The organism is Solibacillus sp. FSL H8-0523 (genome assembly GCF_038051985.1).
Taxonomy (GTDB): Bacteria; Bacillota; Bacilli; order Bacillales_A; family Planococcaceae; genus Solibacillus.
Map to the genome: position 1 here is coordinate 3,426,689 of NZ_CP150291.1, position 16,080 is coordinate 3,442,768.

The window sequence follows — 16,080 nt, forward strand, 5'->3', positions numbered from 1 at the left end:
GAGAATCAGTATCATTTAAAATAATTTTCTTGTTTGAAGGAGCATTTTTATGTCTAAATACAAAATTGTTAAGTTAGACGGCGGACACGCGTTTAGCTTAGAGGGCCGTGCGATGAACGTATCGAACGAGCCAATGGACCATGTAACATTTATCGATCAATACGAAATCCAAACAGCAGACCTAACTGATTTCAACGTATTAGTTGTGACAGATTTCATTGACCAAGAGCATCTTTATAAACATAAAGAAGTAATTGAAAGCTTCTTAAATGATGGCAAAATTGTTGTCGTAAATACGCATATGTTCCGCCCATGGATTCCTGGGGTCGGTCTATTCATGCCAAAGGAAATTCGCAAGCACTCAGATTATGTGATGGAAGCAGCACATAACAACACATTCTACAGAGGTGTGGATATGCAGGAGTTAACATATCGTAAAGGCGTTTCAGGCTTCTATGCACGTGGCTCACACCCTGTAGTAAATAAAAACGCAGAAATCGTTTTACAATTCACAGATGGCACACCAATCGTTTTCATCGACCGTGATTCAACAAAAGGTACAGTTATTGCTGGCGCTTGCCGCGATTTCTTCACGTACGCAACAGGCCAAAACTCAACGCAATTAATCGCACCACAATTTTTAGCATTTTTAGATGAAGAATTAACACGATTACAAGGAGTACAAGCATGAGAAAAATTGCAACATTATATAGTGGACACGCACCGCACTACGTAACTTTCAATACACCAAAATTCAATCAATACTTAAATAAAATCATCTATTTACCTGATTTTAATGAGCAAGATTTAGACGGAATGGACGTATTAATCGTACCTTCTCAGCTTCATAACAAATACTTACTTGCTGCAGCTCCTTCGATTCGTCGCTTTGCAGACAATGGCGGTGTTGTTGTCGCATTCGGTCCTCAGCCTTGGAGTTGGATTCCAAGCCAAAAATGGGAATCGCGCCCTACTAACTTCTGGTGGTGGCTAGAGGACAATGCTGATAGCGGCTTACGCATGCAGGATTTAAATTATCCACTATTCCGTGACGGTTTCTTAAATGAAGATGCTTGTACATGGCATCAGCACGGTGTATTCCACTTACAAGAAGGGATGCAGTCATTAATCGATATGAAGGATGGTGGCTCATTACTATACGTCGATAAAGTAAGCTCAAACGGAACCTGGATCGTTACAACACTTGACCCAGACTTCCACTTCGGCTCATACTTCATGCCAGCAACAGAGAAGTTTTTAGACGGCTTCTTACCTTGGCTAGCATTTGGAGAAATTTAAATATTAAAGAACAAAAGCGCCCTTTCAGCCCCGACAGGCATTGGAAGGGCTGGCGCTTTAGCCTAGACGTAGATAAAATTTTATGCAAGTTTCCCACAATGCGATAATTTAAAATTTCCTTAATAAAAACAAAAGCAGCGTAGCATTATTTCACTACGCTGCCTTATTTATTTAATCATCATCGTCGTCGTCATCATCGTTATTGTTGTTGTTGAAAATGCCGCCATCATTATCATCATTATTGTCGTTATTACAAGCGACAAGCGAAAACGACAGTAATAATGTAAGCAGTAACATTAGGTACTTTCTAATCTTCATCACAGCGCCTCCTTTTTTTAAGAACTATTTCCGAAAATAGCCTTCGAAAAACATTTACTGCTCCTTTATATTTTTTTACGCGACTTATCGGTGGTATTTCGATAAATTGTTCACACCGCCCCTTGTTCAAACTTTACAAAACGGCAGACGAACGGATGCGATATCTGGCCCCGCTCATTAAATACTTGAATGGTTACCTCATCTTCATCAAGTAAGGCGACTAACGGGATTTCAAAATGAAATGACGTTTGGCCTGCTGGAATTTTTGCCGGGTAGCCGTACGTTGCAAAGTCCTGCTGTCCACTCAGTTTAAATCGCAGAAACTGAGTCAGCCCTTTATTTTCAATGTCTCCAGTGAACAGGACGATTTCAGCACTTTCATCGATACGAAATTGAATATTTTTTGGAGAAGGAAGCAATGTTTTTTTCATTATTATATTGTTACGTTTTTGTTTTTTGCGCTCCGCCTTAGTTGTTTTTTTTCGTTCATTTCCAGATAACATAATATCCCCACCCTTTTCTAACCATTATAAATAGATAACCTATATTTTTACAATCAACATCTATAACCTATAGAAAAAAACAGCACCGGAAATCAAACCGATGCTGTCGTGTAAACGATTTATAAAATTCAACTTGAGCAATTGAATGTAAATTTGATTAATGACCTACTGGCTTACTGTTCTTCACGAAGAATGAACCAACTAAGCCGATTACTGCGATTACTGTTACAACGATGAACGCTGTGTGTACACCATGTGCTAAAAATTCTGCTGGTAATGCATTGTTGAATTTTTCGATGTAATTTTGTTGACCGATTGTGAACATTGTAATTGCGATCGCTGTACCAGAAGCACCCGCGATTTGTGTTAATGTGTTTAATGCTGCAGAACCATCAGCAAATTTTTGTGGTGCTAATGAGTTCATTGCATTTGTTTGTGCTGGCATAATTGTCATCGATACCCCTACGAAGAATACGCATAGGTTAACGATAATGATCCATGTCGCTGTTGTTGCAGAAATTGTTGTTAAGAAAACGATCATTGAAATTAAAATCATTGTGAAACCGATACGTGTGAAAATTTTCGCACCCACTTTATCGAAGTTCACCCCAACAATTGGAGACATAATGATGTTTAATACATTACCTGGTAACATACATAAACCTGCAGTTAATGCTGCGAAGCCTAATACTGTTTTTAAGAACATCGGTACTAAGATTGCTACTGAAAGAATCATGAACATTGATGCTACCATTAATGCAACACCTAAAGAGAACATTGGTGATTTGAATACTGTTAAATCAATCATTGGCTCATCCATTTTTGTTTGACGAATACCGAAGATTACTAATAGTACCAAACCTACTGCAAGTGGTCCATAAACGATTGGCTCTGAAATTGATTCTTCTGCTAATGTCGCAAGAGCGAATACAACGCCACCAAAACCAAATGTAGAAGAGATTAATGATAGTACATCAATTTTAGGACGTGTTACGTTTGATACGTTATCAACTTTTGCAAATGCTAAGAATAGAACAAGGATGTAAACAACAACCATAATCCAGAAAATATAGTGCCAGCTAAGTGCTGATACAATTAAACCTGCGATTGATGGCCCTAAAGCTGGTCCCGCAGTTAAGATGATCCCTACGATTCCCATTACTGCCCCACGCTTTTGAACCGGGAAAATTAACATTACGACGCTAAACATTAACGGTAAAATAATCCCCGTTGCGATTGCTTGAACGAAACGACCTACTAATAACACCGTAAAGTTTGGTGCTATTGCGCCTAATAACGACCCAATAATCGCTAAAATTACCGCAGAGATAATTAATTGTCGTGTTGTAAACCAACGTACTAAATACGATGATAATGGAACTAATACTGCTAATACTAATAAATACCCTGTAGTTAACCATGCTGCTGATGCTGCTGATACGCTATAGTCTGCCATGATGTTAGTTAACGCCATATTTAACGCCGTTTCACCAAATAGACCAACGAATGTACCAATCATTAGAACAGCTGCCATGCCTTTTGGGCTTTTAACATTGAAAAAAGGTGCTGCCATGTTGTGTTTTCCTCCTGTACTATATTAATCTTTAATGAAAGATGATAAGTGCTTTCTATCATGCTTTTTGCTGTTATAGAACGAACGCTTTAACAGCACGCTTTAAAATATATCAAATTTTTTCATAGAAATTCAATCGTTTCAGCAAAATTATTAGACCAGTCGTTATAATTGTGAACGGTTATTTACCTTTTTTTAACTAAAATAGTAAGATTGAATAGTGCCACTTTTTCAGATGTCCTATATGAAAACGATTGCATTTGAACATCTCAAATATGAACATTTCGTGACAAAAGCGTTTAAATCAACCTTCCTAGGCGTTTTTGAATGCTTTGCTATGAAAAATACGTTTTTTTCAACTACTTTCTGTAATTCTCCCGATAAATATCGCTAATTGTGAACAACTTTTCACAACTTTTTTATATCCTTTAATTCCCAAAAAACGATATTTACATGTAATAGAGGGAAATAAGGTTTTTCCCATGTGAATTTCCTTGAAAAATTACTGCTTACCTCTGACACTAAAAAAGAATTGAAGTCAAAATCTCTCCACTACTTTCCCATTCATGGTACAGTAAGAGAATAAATAATTGATAAAGTAGGATACATGACATGATTGAAGTAAAAATTTCATCGATTAGCGATGGAGAGTTTAACAGAGGCGTCTTCGCTTCAACAGATATTACAAAAGGTACAATGTTTCACCAAGCACCCGTTGTTGCTTATCCAAATGATCAACACGAGCATATCGAAAAAACGCTATTAGCAGATTACGCGTTTGAGTATGGCATTAACCATACAGCGATTTTACTTGGCTACGGTATGCTGTTTAACCATTCTTACCATGCCAATGCAAATTACGAAATTAACTTTGATAACCATACGTTCGATTTCTTTGCGCATACAGATATTAAAGCTGGTGAAGAAATTTTCATTAACTATAACGGCGAAGTAGACGACCCAGAGTTACTTTGGTTCGATAGAGACGAAGAGTAAGGAAAAAGAGTGCTGACACATTGATTTAGTGTCAGCACTCTTTTTCGTTATTTATATTGTTTTAGTAAACTTGGAATGACCGTACTAATGATTCGCAGTGGCTCATTTGAACGTTGCGATAATGAAAGCGTCACGGCCCCTTCAATTAGAGCACTTACGGTTTTACTTAGTGTTACAGCCGATTCATCGCTAAAGCCATTTGCAATGAGCTTCGTATAATAAATCGACTCCCAGTATTTATACGTATCCCCGCAAGCTTTACGCAAACGCTCATTCATAAACGCCGATTCCGCAGCAAGTAGCCCAAACGGCATCATCGTATACGAATGCTCCTCTAACCCATTATCTAAATCAAACAGCTCAGCCATTGCTAAAATATGCGCATTTAATGCTTCTTCCGCTTCCTCAAACTCGTTCATATAATGTTGAATGACATTGCCAATACGGCGCTTTGACAGCACAATCGCCTCTTCGGCAAGCTGCTCCTTCCCCTCAGGAAAGTAATGATAAAGCGAACCCTTTGGACAACCGGATTCTTTAATAATTTGATTTAAGCCCGTACCATGAAACCCTTGAAAATAAAATAGACGTGTTGCCGTTTCTAAAATTTTATCTTTCGTTTGATTAGACATTTCATACCCCCACACACTATAACAACTGGTCTAACTTTCACCAGATTATACGGTTCCATTTAATTATCGTTACCATATCACAAGTTGTTGCAAAATTATAAGTAATAACTGTCATCGTTCACAAAACAGAACAGATATTGGATTTTATTGGTAAAATGCTCTTAAATTTGTGATTTCTGCTCATATACATAACATAATCGCTCATAAACCATCTTAAAGCACTCATTAAATGAAGAAATTCACTCATAATCTAGCTATATCCAAATATCTGACAAGGTTAACGTTTGAAAAACACAAAAATGCCCGAGAGAAATTCCCCCGAGCGTTTTGTAACATTATGATTAGTTGTTTAAGTTATAGAAAGATTTTAAACCTGCAAAGCGTGCAGTTGCGCCTAATTGGTCCTCGATGCGTAGTAATTGGTTATACTTCGCAACGCGGTCAGTACGTGAAGGAGCACCTGTTTTGATTTGGCCAGCGTTTGTCGCGATGGCAATGTCAGCGATTGTGTGATCTTCAGATTCTCCAGAACGGTGAGAGATAACCGCTGTGTAACCCGCGCGTTGAGCCATTTCAATTGCTTCGAATGTTTCAGTTAATGTACCGATTTGGTTTACTTTAACTAAAATTGAGTTCCCAACACCTTGCTCAATCCCTTGAGAAAGTTTTGCTGTGTTTGTTACGAATAGATCGTCACCTACTAATTGTACGCGGTCGCCGATACGCTCCGTTAATAACTTGTGACCAGCCCAGTCGTTTTCGTCTAAGCCGTCTTCGATTGAGATGATTGGGTATTTAGATGTTAACTCTTCGTACCAAGCAACCATTTCTTCAGACGTTTTTTCAACGCCTTCACCAGCTAATACGTATTTGCCTGTTTCTTTGTTGTAAATTTCAGAAGATGCCACATCAAGTGCGATGCGGATTTCTTCACCCATTTTGTAGCCAGCTTTTTCAACTGCTTCAATAATGATTGTAATCGCTTCTTCGTTTGAACCTAAGTTTGGTGCGAAACCACCTTCGTCACCTACAGCTGTATTGTAGCCTTTGCCTTTTAATACGGCTTTTAAGTTATGGAAGATTTCTGTACCCATACGTAATGCTTCTTTGAACGATTTCGCGCCCACTGGCATAACCATGAATTCTTGGATATCTACGTTGTTATCAGCGTGTGCACCACCGTTGATGATGTTCATCATTGGTACTGGTAATTGTTTTGAGTTGAAGCCACCAAGGTATTGGTATAACGGAATATCTAAGTAATCTGCTGCTGCGTGTGCTACTGCCATCGATACACCTAGGATTGCGTTTGCACCTAATTTACCTTTGTTATCCGTGCCGTCAAGCTCGATTAACGCTTGGTCGATTACTACTTGATCTAATACAGAATATTGACCTTCTAATTCTTCAGCGATAAGCGTATTCACGTTTTCTACCGCTTTTTCAACACCTTTACCTAAGTAGCGGCCTGCATCTCCATCGCGTAATTCTACGGCTTCATATTCACCAGTTGATGCACCAGATGGCACGATCGCACGACCAAAAGCACCTGATTCTGTGAATACTTCTACTTCTACTGTTGGGTTACCGCGAGAGTCTAATACTTCACGAGCATATACTTGAGTAATGAATGGCATAATAAAAATCTCCTCTGTAATTAAATTTAAATTTTTATACAAGCTTATATAATCAACCGCGCGAACTAATTTTCGTTTGGTACAATTAACGATTTCCCTGTCATTTCAGCCGGCTGCGCGATTTCCATCAGCGCTAGCATTGTTGGTGCTAAGTCAGCTAAAATGCCATCTTTGTGTAACACCGCACCTGGCTTTGTTACGATAACTGGTACTGGATTTGTTGTGTGAGCTGTCATTGGCTGATCATTTACTGTGACTACCTCATCAGAATTCCCGTGATCGGCTGTAATAATCGCCTGACCACCTTTTGCAAGTAACGCATCTACCACGCGACCTAAGCATTCATCAACTGCCTCGATTGCTTTAATTGTCGGCGCAAGCATACCTGAATGACCAACCATATCTGGGTTTGCAAAGTTTAAAATAATCCCGTCAAATTTGTCCGCCGCAATTGCAGCAACAAGCGCATCGGTTACTTCATAAGCGCTCATTTCTGGTTTCAAATCATACGTTGCCACTTTAGGTGATGCGATTAAAATACGCTCCTCACCAGGGAATGTTTCCTCACGACCACCACTCATAAAGAACGTTACATGTGGATACTTCTCTGTTTCAGCGATACGTAGTTGTGTTTTACCCGCGTTTGAAATGACCTCACCAATCGTGTTGTCTAAGTTCTCTTTATGGAACGCAACATCCGCTGGCACCTCGTCACTATAATGTGTGAAGGCCACGAATTTTAAATTGTTTGGTTGCTTTTCAGATAACGCTAAGCCTGTGCAAAAATCAACATTCGTACAAGCTGCCGATAATTGAATCGCCCGGTCTGGACGGAAGTTGAAATCAATGACTGCATCGTTTGTATCGATTGTCGCCACTGGACGACCTTCTTCTGTAAGAACAAATGGAATAACGAATTCATCATATACTTCACGTTCATACGATGATTCTACACCTGCTGAGGCACTTGATGAGGTTTGCCCAACACCTTCAATTAACGCATTGTACGTTAATTGAACGCGCTCCCAGCGTTTGTCACGGTCCATCGCATAATAACGACCGTGAATCGATGCGAATTTGCCAATACCGATTTCTGTCATTTGCTTTTCTGTTTCTAAAATATATCCTAAAGCCGTTTTTGGACCCACGTCACGACCATCTAAGAAACCATGTACGTACACTTCATTTAAGCCATTTGCTTTTGCTAATTTAAGTAGCGCAAACAGATGCTCATAATGGCTATGTACCCCACCGTCAGACAGTAAGCCCATAATGTGTAGTTTCGAGCCGTGCTTTTTCACATGCTCCACAGCCCCTAAAAAGGCCTCATTATGGAAAAAGTCTCCGTCACGAATGGACTTGTGAATACGTGTTAAGCTTTGATACACAACGCGCCCAGCACCAATATTTAAGTGTCCTACTTCAGAGTTCCCCATTTGACCATCTGGTAGACCTACCGCCTCACCGCTCGCGATTAATGTTGCGTGCGGATATGCGTTCCAGTATCGGTCAAAATTTGGTTTATTCGCTTGTGCTACGGCATTACCTTTTACTTCTTCACGAAAGGCAAAACCATCTAAAATAATGAGTGCTACCGGTTTTTTAGGCATTTGCTGCCGCCTCCAATAATTTCATAAATGATGCTACATCTAAGCTTGCGCCTCCAACTAATGCACCATCAATATGTTCTTTCGTTAATAATTCTTCGATATTTTCAGGCTTTACACTACCGCCGTATTGAATACGGATTTTGTCGGCTGTGTATTTGCCGTATAAATTTTCTACTACCGCACGAATCGAACCACAAACCGCATTTGCATCGTCTGCTGTTGCTGTTTTACCTGTACCGATTGCCCAGATTGGTTCATACGCAATTACCATATGCTCAACTTCTGCTGCTGCGAAGCCTTCTAACGCTTTTGTGATTTGCCCTGCAACCTTCGTTTCAGTCGAACCAGCTTCGCGCTCTTCTAATGTTTCGCCGCAGCAAATAATTGGCACGATGCCATGATTTAAGGCCGCGCGTACTTTTTTATTTACCGCTTCGTCTGTTTCGTTGAACATTTCACGGCGCTCAGAATGCCCTAATACCACGTAATCTACGTGAATATTTGATAGCATCGCTGGGCTAATTTCGCCTGTAAATGCACCTTCGTCTTCAAAGTGCATGTTTTGTGCGCCGATTGCTAGTGATGAATCCTCAGCCGCTACGACTAATGTTGGTAAGTATAAGGCTGGTGCACAAATCACCGCGTCTACTTTATCTGGAGAAGGAATCGCTTGTTGAATTTCTTCAACAAAATCAACCGCCTCATCAAATGTTTTATACATTTTCCAGTTTCCTGCTACGATCGGTTTACGCATAGAAAATCCCTCCGTTTTTAATATAAAGTCCGTTCTGCTACGGCTACGGGGTGAGCACATCGAAGCAAGTTTAATTTAAACTCACGTCCGTTGTACTGCTTTCCGGAGGCCAACACGATGTTGGTCACGAATGCGTTGCCACACGATGTGGCGCTCTTAGCATTCGTTCCTCTGATTCTGGGGGCGTGGCTCCAAAGCTTTTGACAAAAAGCTTTGCTACGATAGCGCTAGCGACAGGAGCAACCCATTTTCCGCGCACGCTAATCCCCAAGGAGTCCGCCCCTTTACTTCGCTCCACTATAAATCGAAATAAAGTTTACTTTGTTATAAAAATATCTAAAATAAGTCTTATTTATCGTTTAACGCCACAATACCCGGTAATGCTTTACCTTCCATTAATTCAAGTGATGCGCCGCCGCCTGTTGAGATGTGGTCCATTTTATCTGCTACTTCGAATTTTTCTACTGCCGCTGCTGAGTCGCCGCCGCCGATAATTGTGTAGCCTGCTGTTGTTGCCATTGCGTCTGCTACTGTTTTTGTGCCGTTCGCGAATTTTTCCATTTCGAATACACCCATTGGTCCGTTCCAAATGATTAATTTTGAATCCTTAATCACGTCAGCATAGTTCACTGCTGTTTTTGGCCCGATATCAAGCCCCATCCAGTCAGATGGAATGGCATCGATTGCTACGACTTGTGTTTCTGCATCTTTTGAAAATTCGTTCGCTACTACTGCATCAACTGGCATGTGTAACTGCACACCTTTTTCTTTTGCCTTTTCAATGAAGCTTTTCGCTAACTCAATTTTGTCTTCTTCAAGTAAAGACTTTCCGATGTCATGGCCCATTGCTTTTACAAATGTAAATACTAAGCCACCACCGATAATTAAGTGATCAACTTTATCTAATAAGTTGTCAATTACGCCGATTTTATCTTTAACTTTTGCCCCACCAATAATAGCAGTAAATGGACGCTCTGGATTTGATAGCGCTTTACCAAGTACATCTAATTCTTTTTCCATTAGTAAGCCTGAAACCGCCGGAACAAATTTCGCGATACCTTCTGTTGAAGCGTGTGCACGGTGCGCCGCGCCAAATGCATCGTTTACATAAAGGTCTGCGAATTTTGCGAATTCTTGCGCTAAAGCTTCGTCGTTTTTCTCTTCGCCTTTATGGAAGCGTACGTTTTCAAGAAGCACGATGTCGCCGTCTTGCATGTTGTTTACCGCTTCTAGAACCGCTTCGCCAATTGACTCATCTAGCTTTGTAACCGGTTTGTTCATTAATTTGGCTAAGCGCTCACCAACAGCTGTTAAACGCATATCTTCGTTTACTTCGCCTTTTGGACGACCAAGATGTGAAGCTAAGATCACTTTTGCACCTGCTTGAACTAATTGCTCGATTGTTGGGATTGCTGCACGAATACGTGTTTCGTCAGTAATTTTGCCCGCTTCCATCGGCACATTGAAATCCACACGTACAAATACGCGTTTACCTGTTACTTCTACATCGTTCATTGACTTCTTTAAAAACATAAAGAAAATCCTCCTTCAATTTGAATTTAAGTAATTGTTATGTGTTGAATAATAGTTGTACGTTCAAGTTAAATAGTATCAAAATTTATGAGGGCTGTCTTGTGTTGCCCCTATATCCATAAGAAAAGCGCATTCGCGCCCTTTAAGCCCCGACAGACATTGGAGAGCCCGACGCAAAAGTAAACGCTCTACCACTTTTGCAAGAGGGTTCGAATAACGCTAAAATTTTATATTTTCATATCCAAAAAAGAGCGGTTAGGCAATTCCCTTCCGCTCTTTACCCTTATATATTATAAAACGTCCCGTAATTAAAGGCTATACTTTTTATGACCAATAACTAGTATTATGTCACACTTTTTCTTTAATTTTCAAAAAGTATGTCACATTCATTCAAAAGGTTAAAGCGCCCGTTTAGCTCCGCGTCTGTCAAAACGCCACGTCCATGTGGCATGACAGACATGACTCACATCATGTGAGCCTCAGTCGGCTTCTGGGCCCGACTAAAAAGTAAGCGTTCACCACTTTCGACGACGTGACCGAAAAGTCCGAGGAGCTGACGCTTTAACCTAGCTGATTTTTACGCTCCTTCTAACCCTTGACCAGCGATGTATAACGCTAAGTCCATTAAACGTGTAGAGTAGCCGATTTCGTTGTCATACCAAGAGACAACCTTCACCATACGACCTTCCATTACCATCGTTGATAAACCATCGATTGTAGAAGAAGCTGGGTTACCATTGTAATCGATTGATACTAGTGGTAATTCGTTATACGCTAAAATACCTTTTAACTCGCCCTCAGCCGCTGCTTTTAACGCACCATTTAAGCTTTCTAACGTTACGTCTGTATTTAACTCTGCAACTAAGTCTACGCATGATACGTTAGGTGTTGGTACACGCATTGAGAAGCCGTCTAACTTTCCTTTTAATTGTGGTAATACTTTTGATACAGCGAGTGCTGCACCTGTTGTTGTTGGAATCATTGATACCGCGCCTGCACGTGCACGACGTGGGTCAGAGTGCGGGAAATCAAGGATACGCTGGTCATTTGTGTATGAGTGAATTGTTGTCATCATCCCGCGCTTAATGCCGAATTGTTCATCTAACACTTTTGCTAGTGGTGCTAAACAGTTCGTTGTACAAGAAGCGTTTGAGATTACGTCTTCTGATGGCTTATAATCTGTGTGGTTAACACCCATTACGTACGTTGGCATCTCACCTTTTGCTGGAGCAGAAAGAATCGCTTTTTTCGCACCTGCTTGGATGTGGCGTGACACTTCTTCCATTGAACGCCATTTACCTGTACATTCTAATACAACATCAACACCTAGCTCACCCCATGGTAAGTTGGCTGGATCTTTTTCTGAAAACACTTGAATACGTTTGCCGTTTACAATAAATGCGTTATCTTCTGCTTGTACGTCCGCATCGTATACACCATGTACTGAGTCATACTTTAAAAGATGCGCTAACTGGCCAGCGTCTGTTAAGTCATTTACTGCAACTACTTCAAATTCCTCATGCTTCATCGCTTCACGGAACACTAAACGTCCGATTCGTCCAAATCCATTGATTGCTAATTGTAATACCATGTGTAATTCCTCCAATAAATTATTTATTTAACAGTATGTGACCATACTTTCAAAACCATTTTATTTCGCAAGCATTTCGTTTGCGGTTTGTTCATCGGTAATTAAAATTGTTTGCGCAGCTGCGTTTTTAAAATACGCTTGAATCGCTGTCGCTTTATTAGCCCCTGCTGCAATCGCCAACACGTGGCGTGCTTTGTTTACCTGTTCAAGTTGAATGCCAATTGTGCGAATATGATGTACGATGTCGCCTTCTTCGTTGAAGTAATAACCGAATGCTTCACCGACCGCGCCCAAGTCATCAAGCGTTTGTTGCTCAAGCTGCGAGCTATTACGACGCTTCGCCATCTCATATGCCGCGCCAATGCCGTGAACGACAATACTTACTTGTTCGTATTGTGCAATCATCTCTTGAATAATCGGCTCGTGCTGCATCGCTTCATAAGCCTGTTCACTTAAATGCTCCGGTAAAAATAATGTGCGATAAGTTGCGACACAGCGTTTTGCAAACTTAGCGACGATTGTATTAGCCTGAAATGTCATTTCATCACCCATACCACCACGCGCTGCAAGAAATTCTGTTTCACTTAGTACCGTATGTGGTGCTAAATATTCCTTTAATGAAGCGACACTGCTCCCACCTGTCACGGCAATTTTGTCTTTTGCCTGTGCCAACTGCTGTAGAACTTGTGCTGCTTCTTTACCAAGTTGCTGTTTCACTGTTGCGTCACGTTCCGCATCACCTGGAACAATGATGACCTTTGCAATTGCAAAGCGTTTCGCAAGCTGCTGTTCTTTTGCGACAATTCCTGATAATTCCCGGAAGAGCTCTGAAAGCCGCCCCAATACTTCATACCCATTTTGCGAACAAATCATGCCTTTTTTCTGAATAAGAATGAGTTGTTGCTCACTAAGTACCGCCGTTTCATTACGGATATCGCGTTCTGTCATGTTTAATTGCTCAGCCAATGCACGGCGCCCAATCGGACCAAATGTCGCAAGCGTCTGCAAAATCCGAAAACGCTTTTGAAATATGACATCGATCTCTGGCATTAGTTTGCGCTCTGCTTCAAAAAATGAAACGTTGTCCAAAAAATCACCTACTCGTACTTATTGGACATTTTTTGCCCCACCAATTATTTTTCAGTCCCACTGAGAACAAAAAAATAATTTGTGCCTTTATTATAAAATGAATAATATTATTTTGCAACCCATATCTTGTCGTTTCATGCGAAATCATGTACATCACGCTAAACGATTACTCGTTTAGCGCATCTAATAACGTGACATAATCGAGCCGGCCATACTGAATAACTTTTCCATCTTTTTCAACAACCGGAATCATCAACATGTATTTTTCATGGAGCGTATCGCTTTCTTCAATATTATATTGCTCAATTGTGAACGCGACGTCCTCTTGTACGATTTTTAATGTTTGTAACCCTTCAACGCAAAGCTCGCAGTTTGGGCGCGAGTAAAATTTAACGATCAACCTTATAACCTCCTCGTTTTTAACAGACTTTAAACCAAAAATGTTAAAGTAGCCCACCAATTGGCAAGCTACTCTTATTTTAACGCATATTCCCAATAATAGAGCTTCTATTATCTTGCATTTTTTTAATGAAATTTGTCATCAAGTCAAACGCTTCATTTCGTTTATTTGACAGCGACTGCAAACGAAGCATGTCCATTTGTTGACTGTTTGATTGTTGATCAATTAAACGTTTCGCATTTTCAATCGCTAGTTCTAATTCATTTTTAGTAGTAATTTTACTACTGTCAACTCCATAACTCTCAAGTACCTTTTTCACTTCATCAAATTTCCCTTTTAAATCTCCCTGTAATTCACTCAATTGATTCGGTGCATTATCCCCCATCGAACCTAATATGTTTCGCATATCGCTTATCGTTGAATTGAGCTCTCCAATTTTTTTATTACGCTCTGTAACCTCATCTAATTGGTTCTTCACTGGCCCCTCTAATAAACTTGCGCGTTGCGATTGTTTAGCCATTAACGCCGATTCGAGGTCCATGGTTTGTATATTAGTCAAGGGCAGTGGACGTGAATTAACGCTAGAGTTTTGTGATGTTGCAGCATCACTATTATTAGTTTGTGGATTTACCGCTGGATTATTCGTTGACGGAATGTTGTTAGCTAGTAAATTAGCCCCTAATTGGTTTGCACTAAATTGCAACCCATTATTCATCAGTTGGATTGTATCTACAAGCGGTATCGGCTGATTCGGTCTCAATGGCGTTACCCCATTTAATAAACCAATTCGATTAGCTAAATCAAGAGATCCACCAGCAATAGATGTATTTGGGACAACTGCTGGTGTTGAGGCGCTAGCTGGGCTGTTTGTATTTATTACATTACTTTGACTAACAGAAACAACGCCTGCCTCAAGTCCTAAAGAGCGTATTGACACCGTTAACGCTTGATTGAACGTAAAATCTCCATCTGAATCAAGCGAACCTTGTGGATTACCTCTTATAATTCGACTATTTATAAGCGGTACCGCACTTGGGGGGATATCTGTTAAGATTAATGGTGGTGGAGGTACCACTGCATAAAGCCCACTATACGTTCCTGTAAATTGCAATTCATTATCATTTTGTTGATTCCATGTCGGAATTGACACCCAAGTTCCTAATAGTTCGTCAAAGCGCGCGATTGTTCTTTCTCCTAATGGCCCATCGATATTCAAACGATTTTGTGTGAATAAATTCATCGTTATTGGGTCAATTACAACTTTCGAGCCATCCTTCATAATTAAATGTTGTTCAAATCTCGTTGGATTGCTGGCATTTTCTACAGTAAATTGCTGACTAGGAACCGTTGTTACTGCTAGTTGAATTCCTTGCGAGCCTGTTAGTAGTTGTTGGTTAATCGTCGCTAACGAATAGCCGCTAGAACCGACTTCCGTGCTAAAATCAATGAACAGATTTGGATTCGATTTCGCTAAAGCAATAATTGCGTCCGATGAAACGATGATATTTCCATCAATCTTTCCTTCTAGCGAAAACTTTATTATTTGACGTCCTTGTGATTCAGATTCATTTAATAATGCTGCTAGCTGATATAACAGTTCATCGGGAATAGCTCCAGTTAAATCTGTTTCAATAGTAATAACAATTTCGCCAGCTTGCTGCGATGAAATTTCTAAGCCCTCAGGTAATTGAAGAGACGAAGCGCCTGAGTCAGGATTATCGACAGTAGTATCATTCGCTGGTTCATCGTTAATTACTGGCGGCGTTATTTCACTTTCTCCTAAATCTGGATTATTCTCCACTGGTGGTTGAGCTATGCAGGATGTTCCTGCTTCATTCAATACCGTTCCTTCTCCACATACTAATGGCGGGTCTTCTTTTGGTACGTCTTCGCAGTGTGTTCCTGCCTCATTCAGTACCGTTCCTTCTCCACATACTAATGGCGGGTCTTCTTTTGGTACGTCTTCGCAGTGTGCTCCTGCCTCATTCAGTATCGTTCCTTCTCCGCATACTAACGCTAGGTCTTCAGCTAAAGCTACATTAGATGCTTGCAAATCCAGGGGCCATAGCGTTATACAAACAATCAAAAAATAGGTAATAGTTTTTTTTATTTTATCCATACCACCACTCCTTTTAGAAACATTCA

The 16,080-nt window shown here is 40.3% G+C and carries 15 protein-coding genes; 3 read left to right on the forward strand and 12 right to left on the reverse strand.

Going from position 1 to position 16,080, the window contains the following annotated elements; genetic code table 11:
• Positions 1–49: 49 nt before the first annotated feature.
• Together NSQ62_RS17160 and NSQ62_RS17165 are read left to right on the forward strand one after the other, a co-directional pair.
• Complete coding sequence (locus NSQ62_RS17160) at positions 50–691, forward strand: phosphate starvation-inducible protein PhoH (RefSeq protein WP_341321299.1); 642 nt, start codon at positions 50–52, stop codon at positions 689–691.
• Positions 688–1,299, forward strand: a complete 612-nt coding sequence (locus NSQ62_RS17165) for a hypothetical protein (protein WP_341321300.1) — start codon at positions 688–690, stop codon at positions 1,297–1,299. Before NSQ62_RS17160 ends, NSQ62_RS17165 begins: the two co-directional genes overlap by 4 nt.
• 171 nt (positions 1,300–1,470) lie before the next feature.
• Here the strand turns inward: NSQ62_RS17165 and NSQ62_RS17170 are convergent, their stop codons facing one another.
• The 3 genes from NSQ62_RS17170 to NSQ62_RS17180 all read right to left on the reverse strand — a co-directional run bounded on the left by NSQ62_RS17170 (position 1,471) and on the right by NSQ62_RS17180 (position 3,693).
• Positions 1,471–1,617 (reverse strand): hypothetical protein, encoded by a 147-nt coding sequence (locus NSQ62_RS17170; protein WP_341321301.1) that lies wholly within the window; start codon positions 1,615–1,617, stop codon positions 1,471–1,473.
• 110 nt (positions 1,618–1,727) lie between these two features.
• Positions 1,728–2,120 (reverse strand): hypothetical protein, encoded by a 393-nt coding sequence (locus NSQ62_RS17175; protein ID WP_341321302.1) that lies wholly within the window; start codon positions 2,118–2,120, stop codon positions 1,728–1,730.
• A gap of 157 nt (positions 2,121–2,277) precedes the next feature.
• Positions 2,278–3,693, reverse strand: a complete 1,416-nt coding sequence (locus NSQ62_RS17180) for a DHA2 family efflux MFS transporter permease subunit (RefSeq protein WP_341321303.1) — start codon at positions 3,691–3,693, stop codon at positions 2,278–2,280.
• A gap of 612 nt (positions 3,694–4,305) precedes the next feature.
• Here NSQ62_RS17180 and NSQ62_RS17185 point away from each other — a divergent pair.
• Complete coding sequence (locus tag NSQ62_RS17185) at positions 4,306–4,689, forward strand: SET domain-containing protein (RefSeq protein ID WP_341321304.1); 384 nt, start codon at positions 4,306–4,308, stop codon at positions 4,687–4,689.
• Positions 4,690–4,736: 47 nt separating this feature from the next.
• Here NSQ62_RS17185 and NSQ62_RS17190 read toward each other — a convergent pair whose 3' ends face one another.
• The 9 genes from NSQ62_RS17190 to NSQ62_RS17230 all read right to left on the reverse strand — a co-directional run bounded on the left by NSQ62_RS17190 (position 4,737) and on the right by NSQ62_RS17230 (position 16,054).
• Positions 4,737–5,321, reverse strand: coding sequence for a TetR/AcrR family transcriptional regulator (locus NSQ62_RS17190; RefSeq protein ID WP_341321305.1), 585 nt, complete (start codon positions 5,319–5,321; stop codon positions 4,737–4,739).
• A 341-nt stretch (positions 5,322–5,662) separates the two neighbouring features.
• Complete coding sequence (gene eno, locus NSQ62_RS17195) at positions 5,663–6,958, reverse strand: phosphopyruvate hydratase (RefSeq protein ID WP_341321306.1); 1,296 nt, start codon at positions 6,956–6,958, stop codon at positions 5,663–5,665.
• 65 nt (positions 6,959–7,023) lie between these two features.
• Positions 7,024–8,568, reverse strand: a complete 1,545-nt coding sequence (gene gpmI / locus NSQ62_RS17200) for a 2,3-bisphosphoglycerate-independent phosphoglycerate mutase (RefSeq protein ID WP_341321307.1) — start codon at positions 8,566–8,568, stop codon at positions 7,024–7,026.
• The gene (tpiA, locus tag NSQ62_RS17205) at positions 8,561–9,322 is read right to left on the reverse strand and encodes a triose-phosphate isomerase (RefSeq protein WP_341321308.1); all 762 of its coding nucleotides are present in this window, start codon (positions 9,320–9,322) and stop codon (positions 8,561–8,563) included. Before tpiA ends, gpmI begins: the two co-directional genes overlap by 8 nt.
• 348 nt (positions 9,323–9,670) lie before the next feature.
• The gene (locus NSQ62_RS17210) at positions 9,671–10,855 is read right to left on the reverse strand and encodes a phosphoglycerate kinase (RefSeq protein ID WP_341321309.1); all 1,185 of its coding nucleotides are present in this window, start codon (positions 10,853–10,855) and stop codon (positions 9,671–9,673) included.
• Between the two features lie 577 nt (positions 10,856–11,432).
• Positions 11,433–12,446 carry a type I glyceraldehyde-3-phosphate dehydrogenase gene (gene gap, locus NSQ62_RS17215; RefSeq protein WP_341321310.1) on the reverse strand — a complete coding sequence of 338 codons (1,014 nt, stop codon included), beginning with the start codon at positions 12,444–12,446 and terminating at the stop codon, positions 11,433–11,435.
• A gap of 60 nt (positions 12,447–12,506) precedes the next feature.
• Positions 12,507–13,535 (reverse strand): sugar-binding domain-containing protein, encoded by a 1,029-nt coding sequence (locus NSQ62_RS17220; protein WP_341321311.1) that lies wholly within the window; start codon positions 13,533–13,535, stop codon positions 12,507–12,509.
• Positions 13,536–13,701: 166 nt separating this feature from the next.
• On the reverse strand, positions 13,702–13,935 hold the full coding sequence (locus NSQ62_RS17225; RefSeq protein ID WP_341321312.1) for a glutaredoxin family protein: 234 nt from the start codon (positions 13,933–13,935) through the stop codon (positions 13,702–13,704).
• 79 nt (positions 13,936–14,014) lie between these two features.
• Positions 14,015–16,054 (reverse strand): hypothetical protein, encoded by a 2,040-nt coding sequence (locus NSQ62_RS17230; RefSeq protein WP_341321313.1) that lies wholly within the window; start codon positions 16,052–16,054, stop codon positions 14,015–14,017.
• Positions 16,055–16,080: the final 26 nt, after the last annotated feature.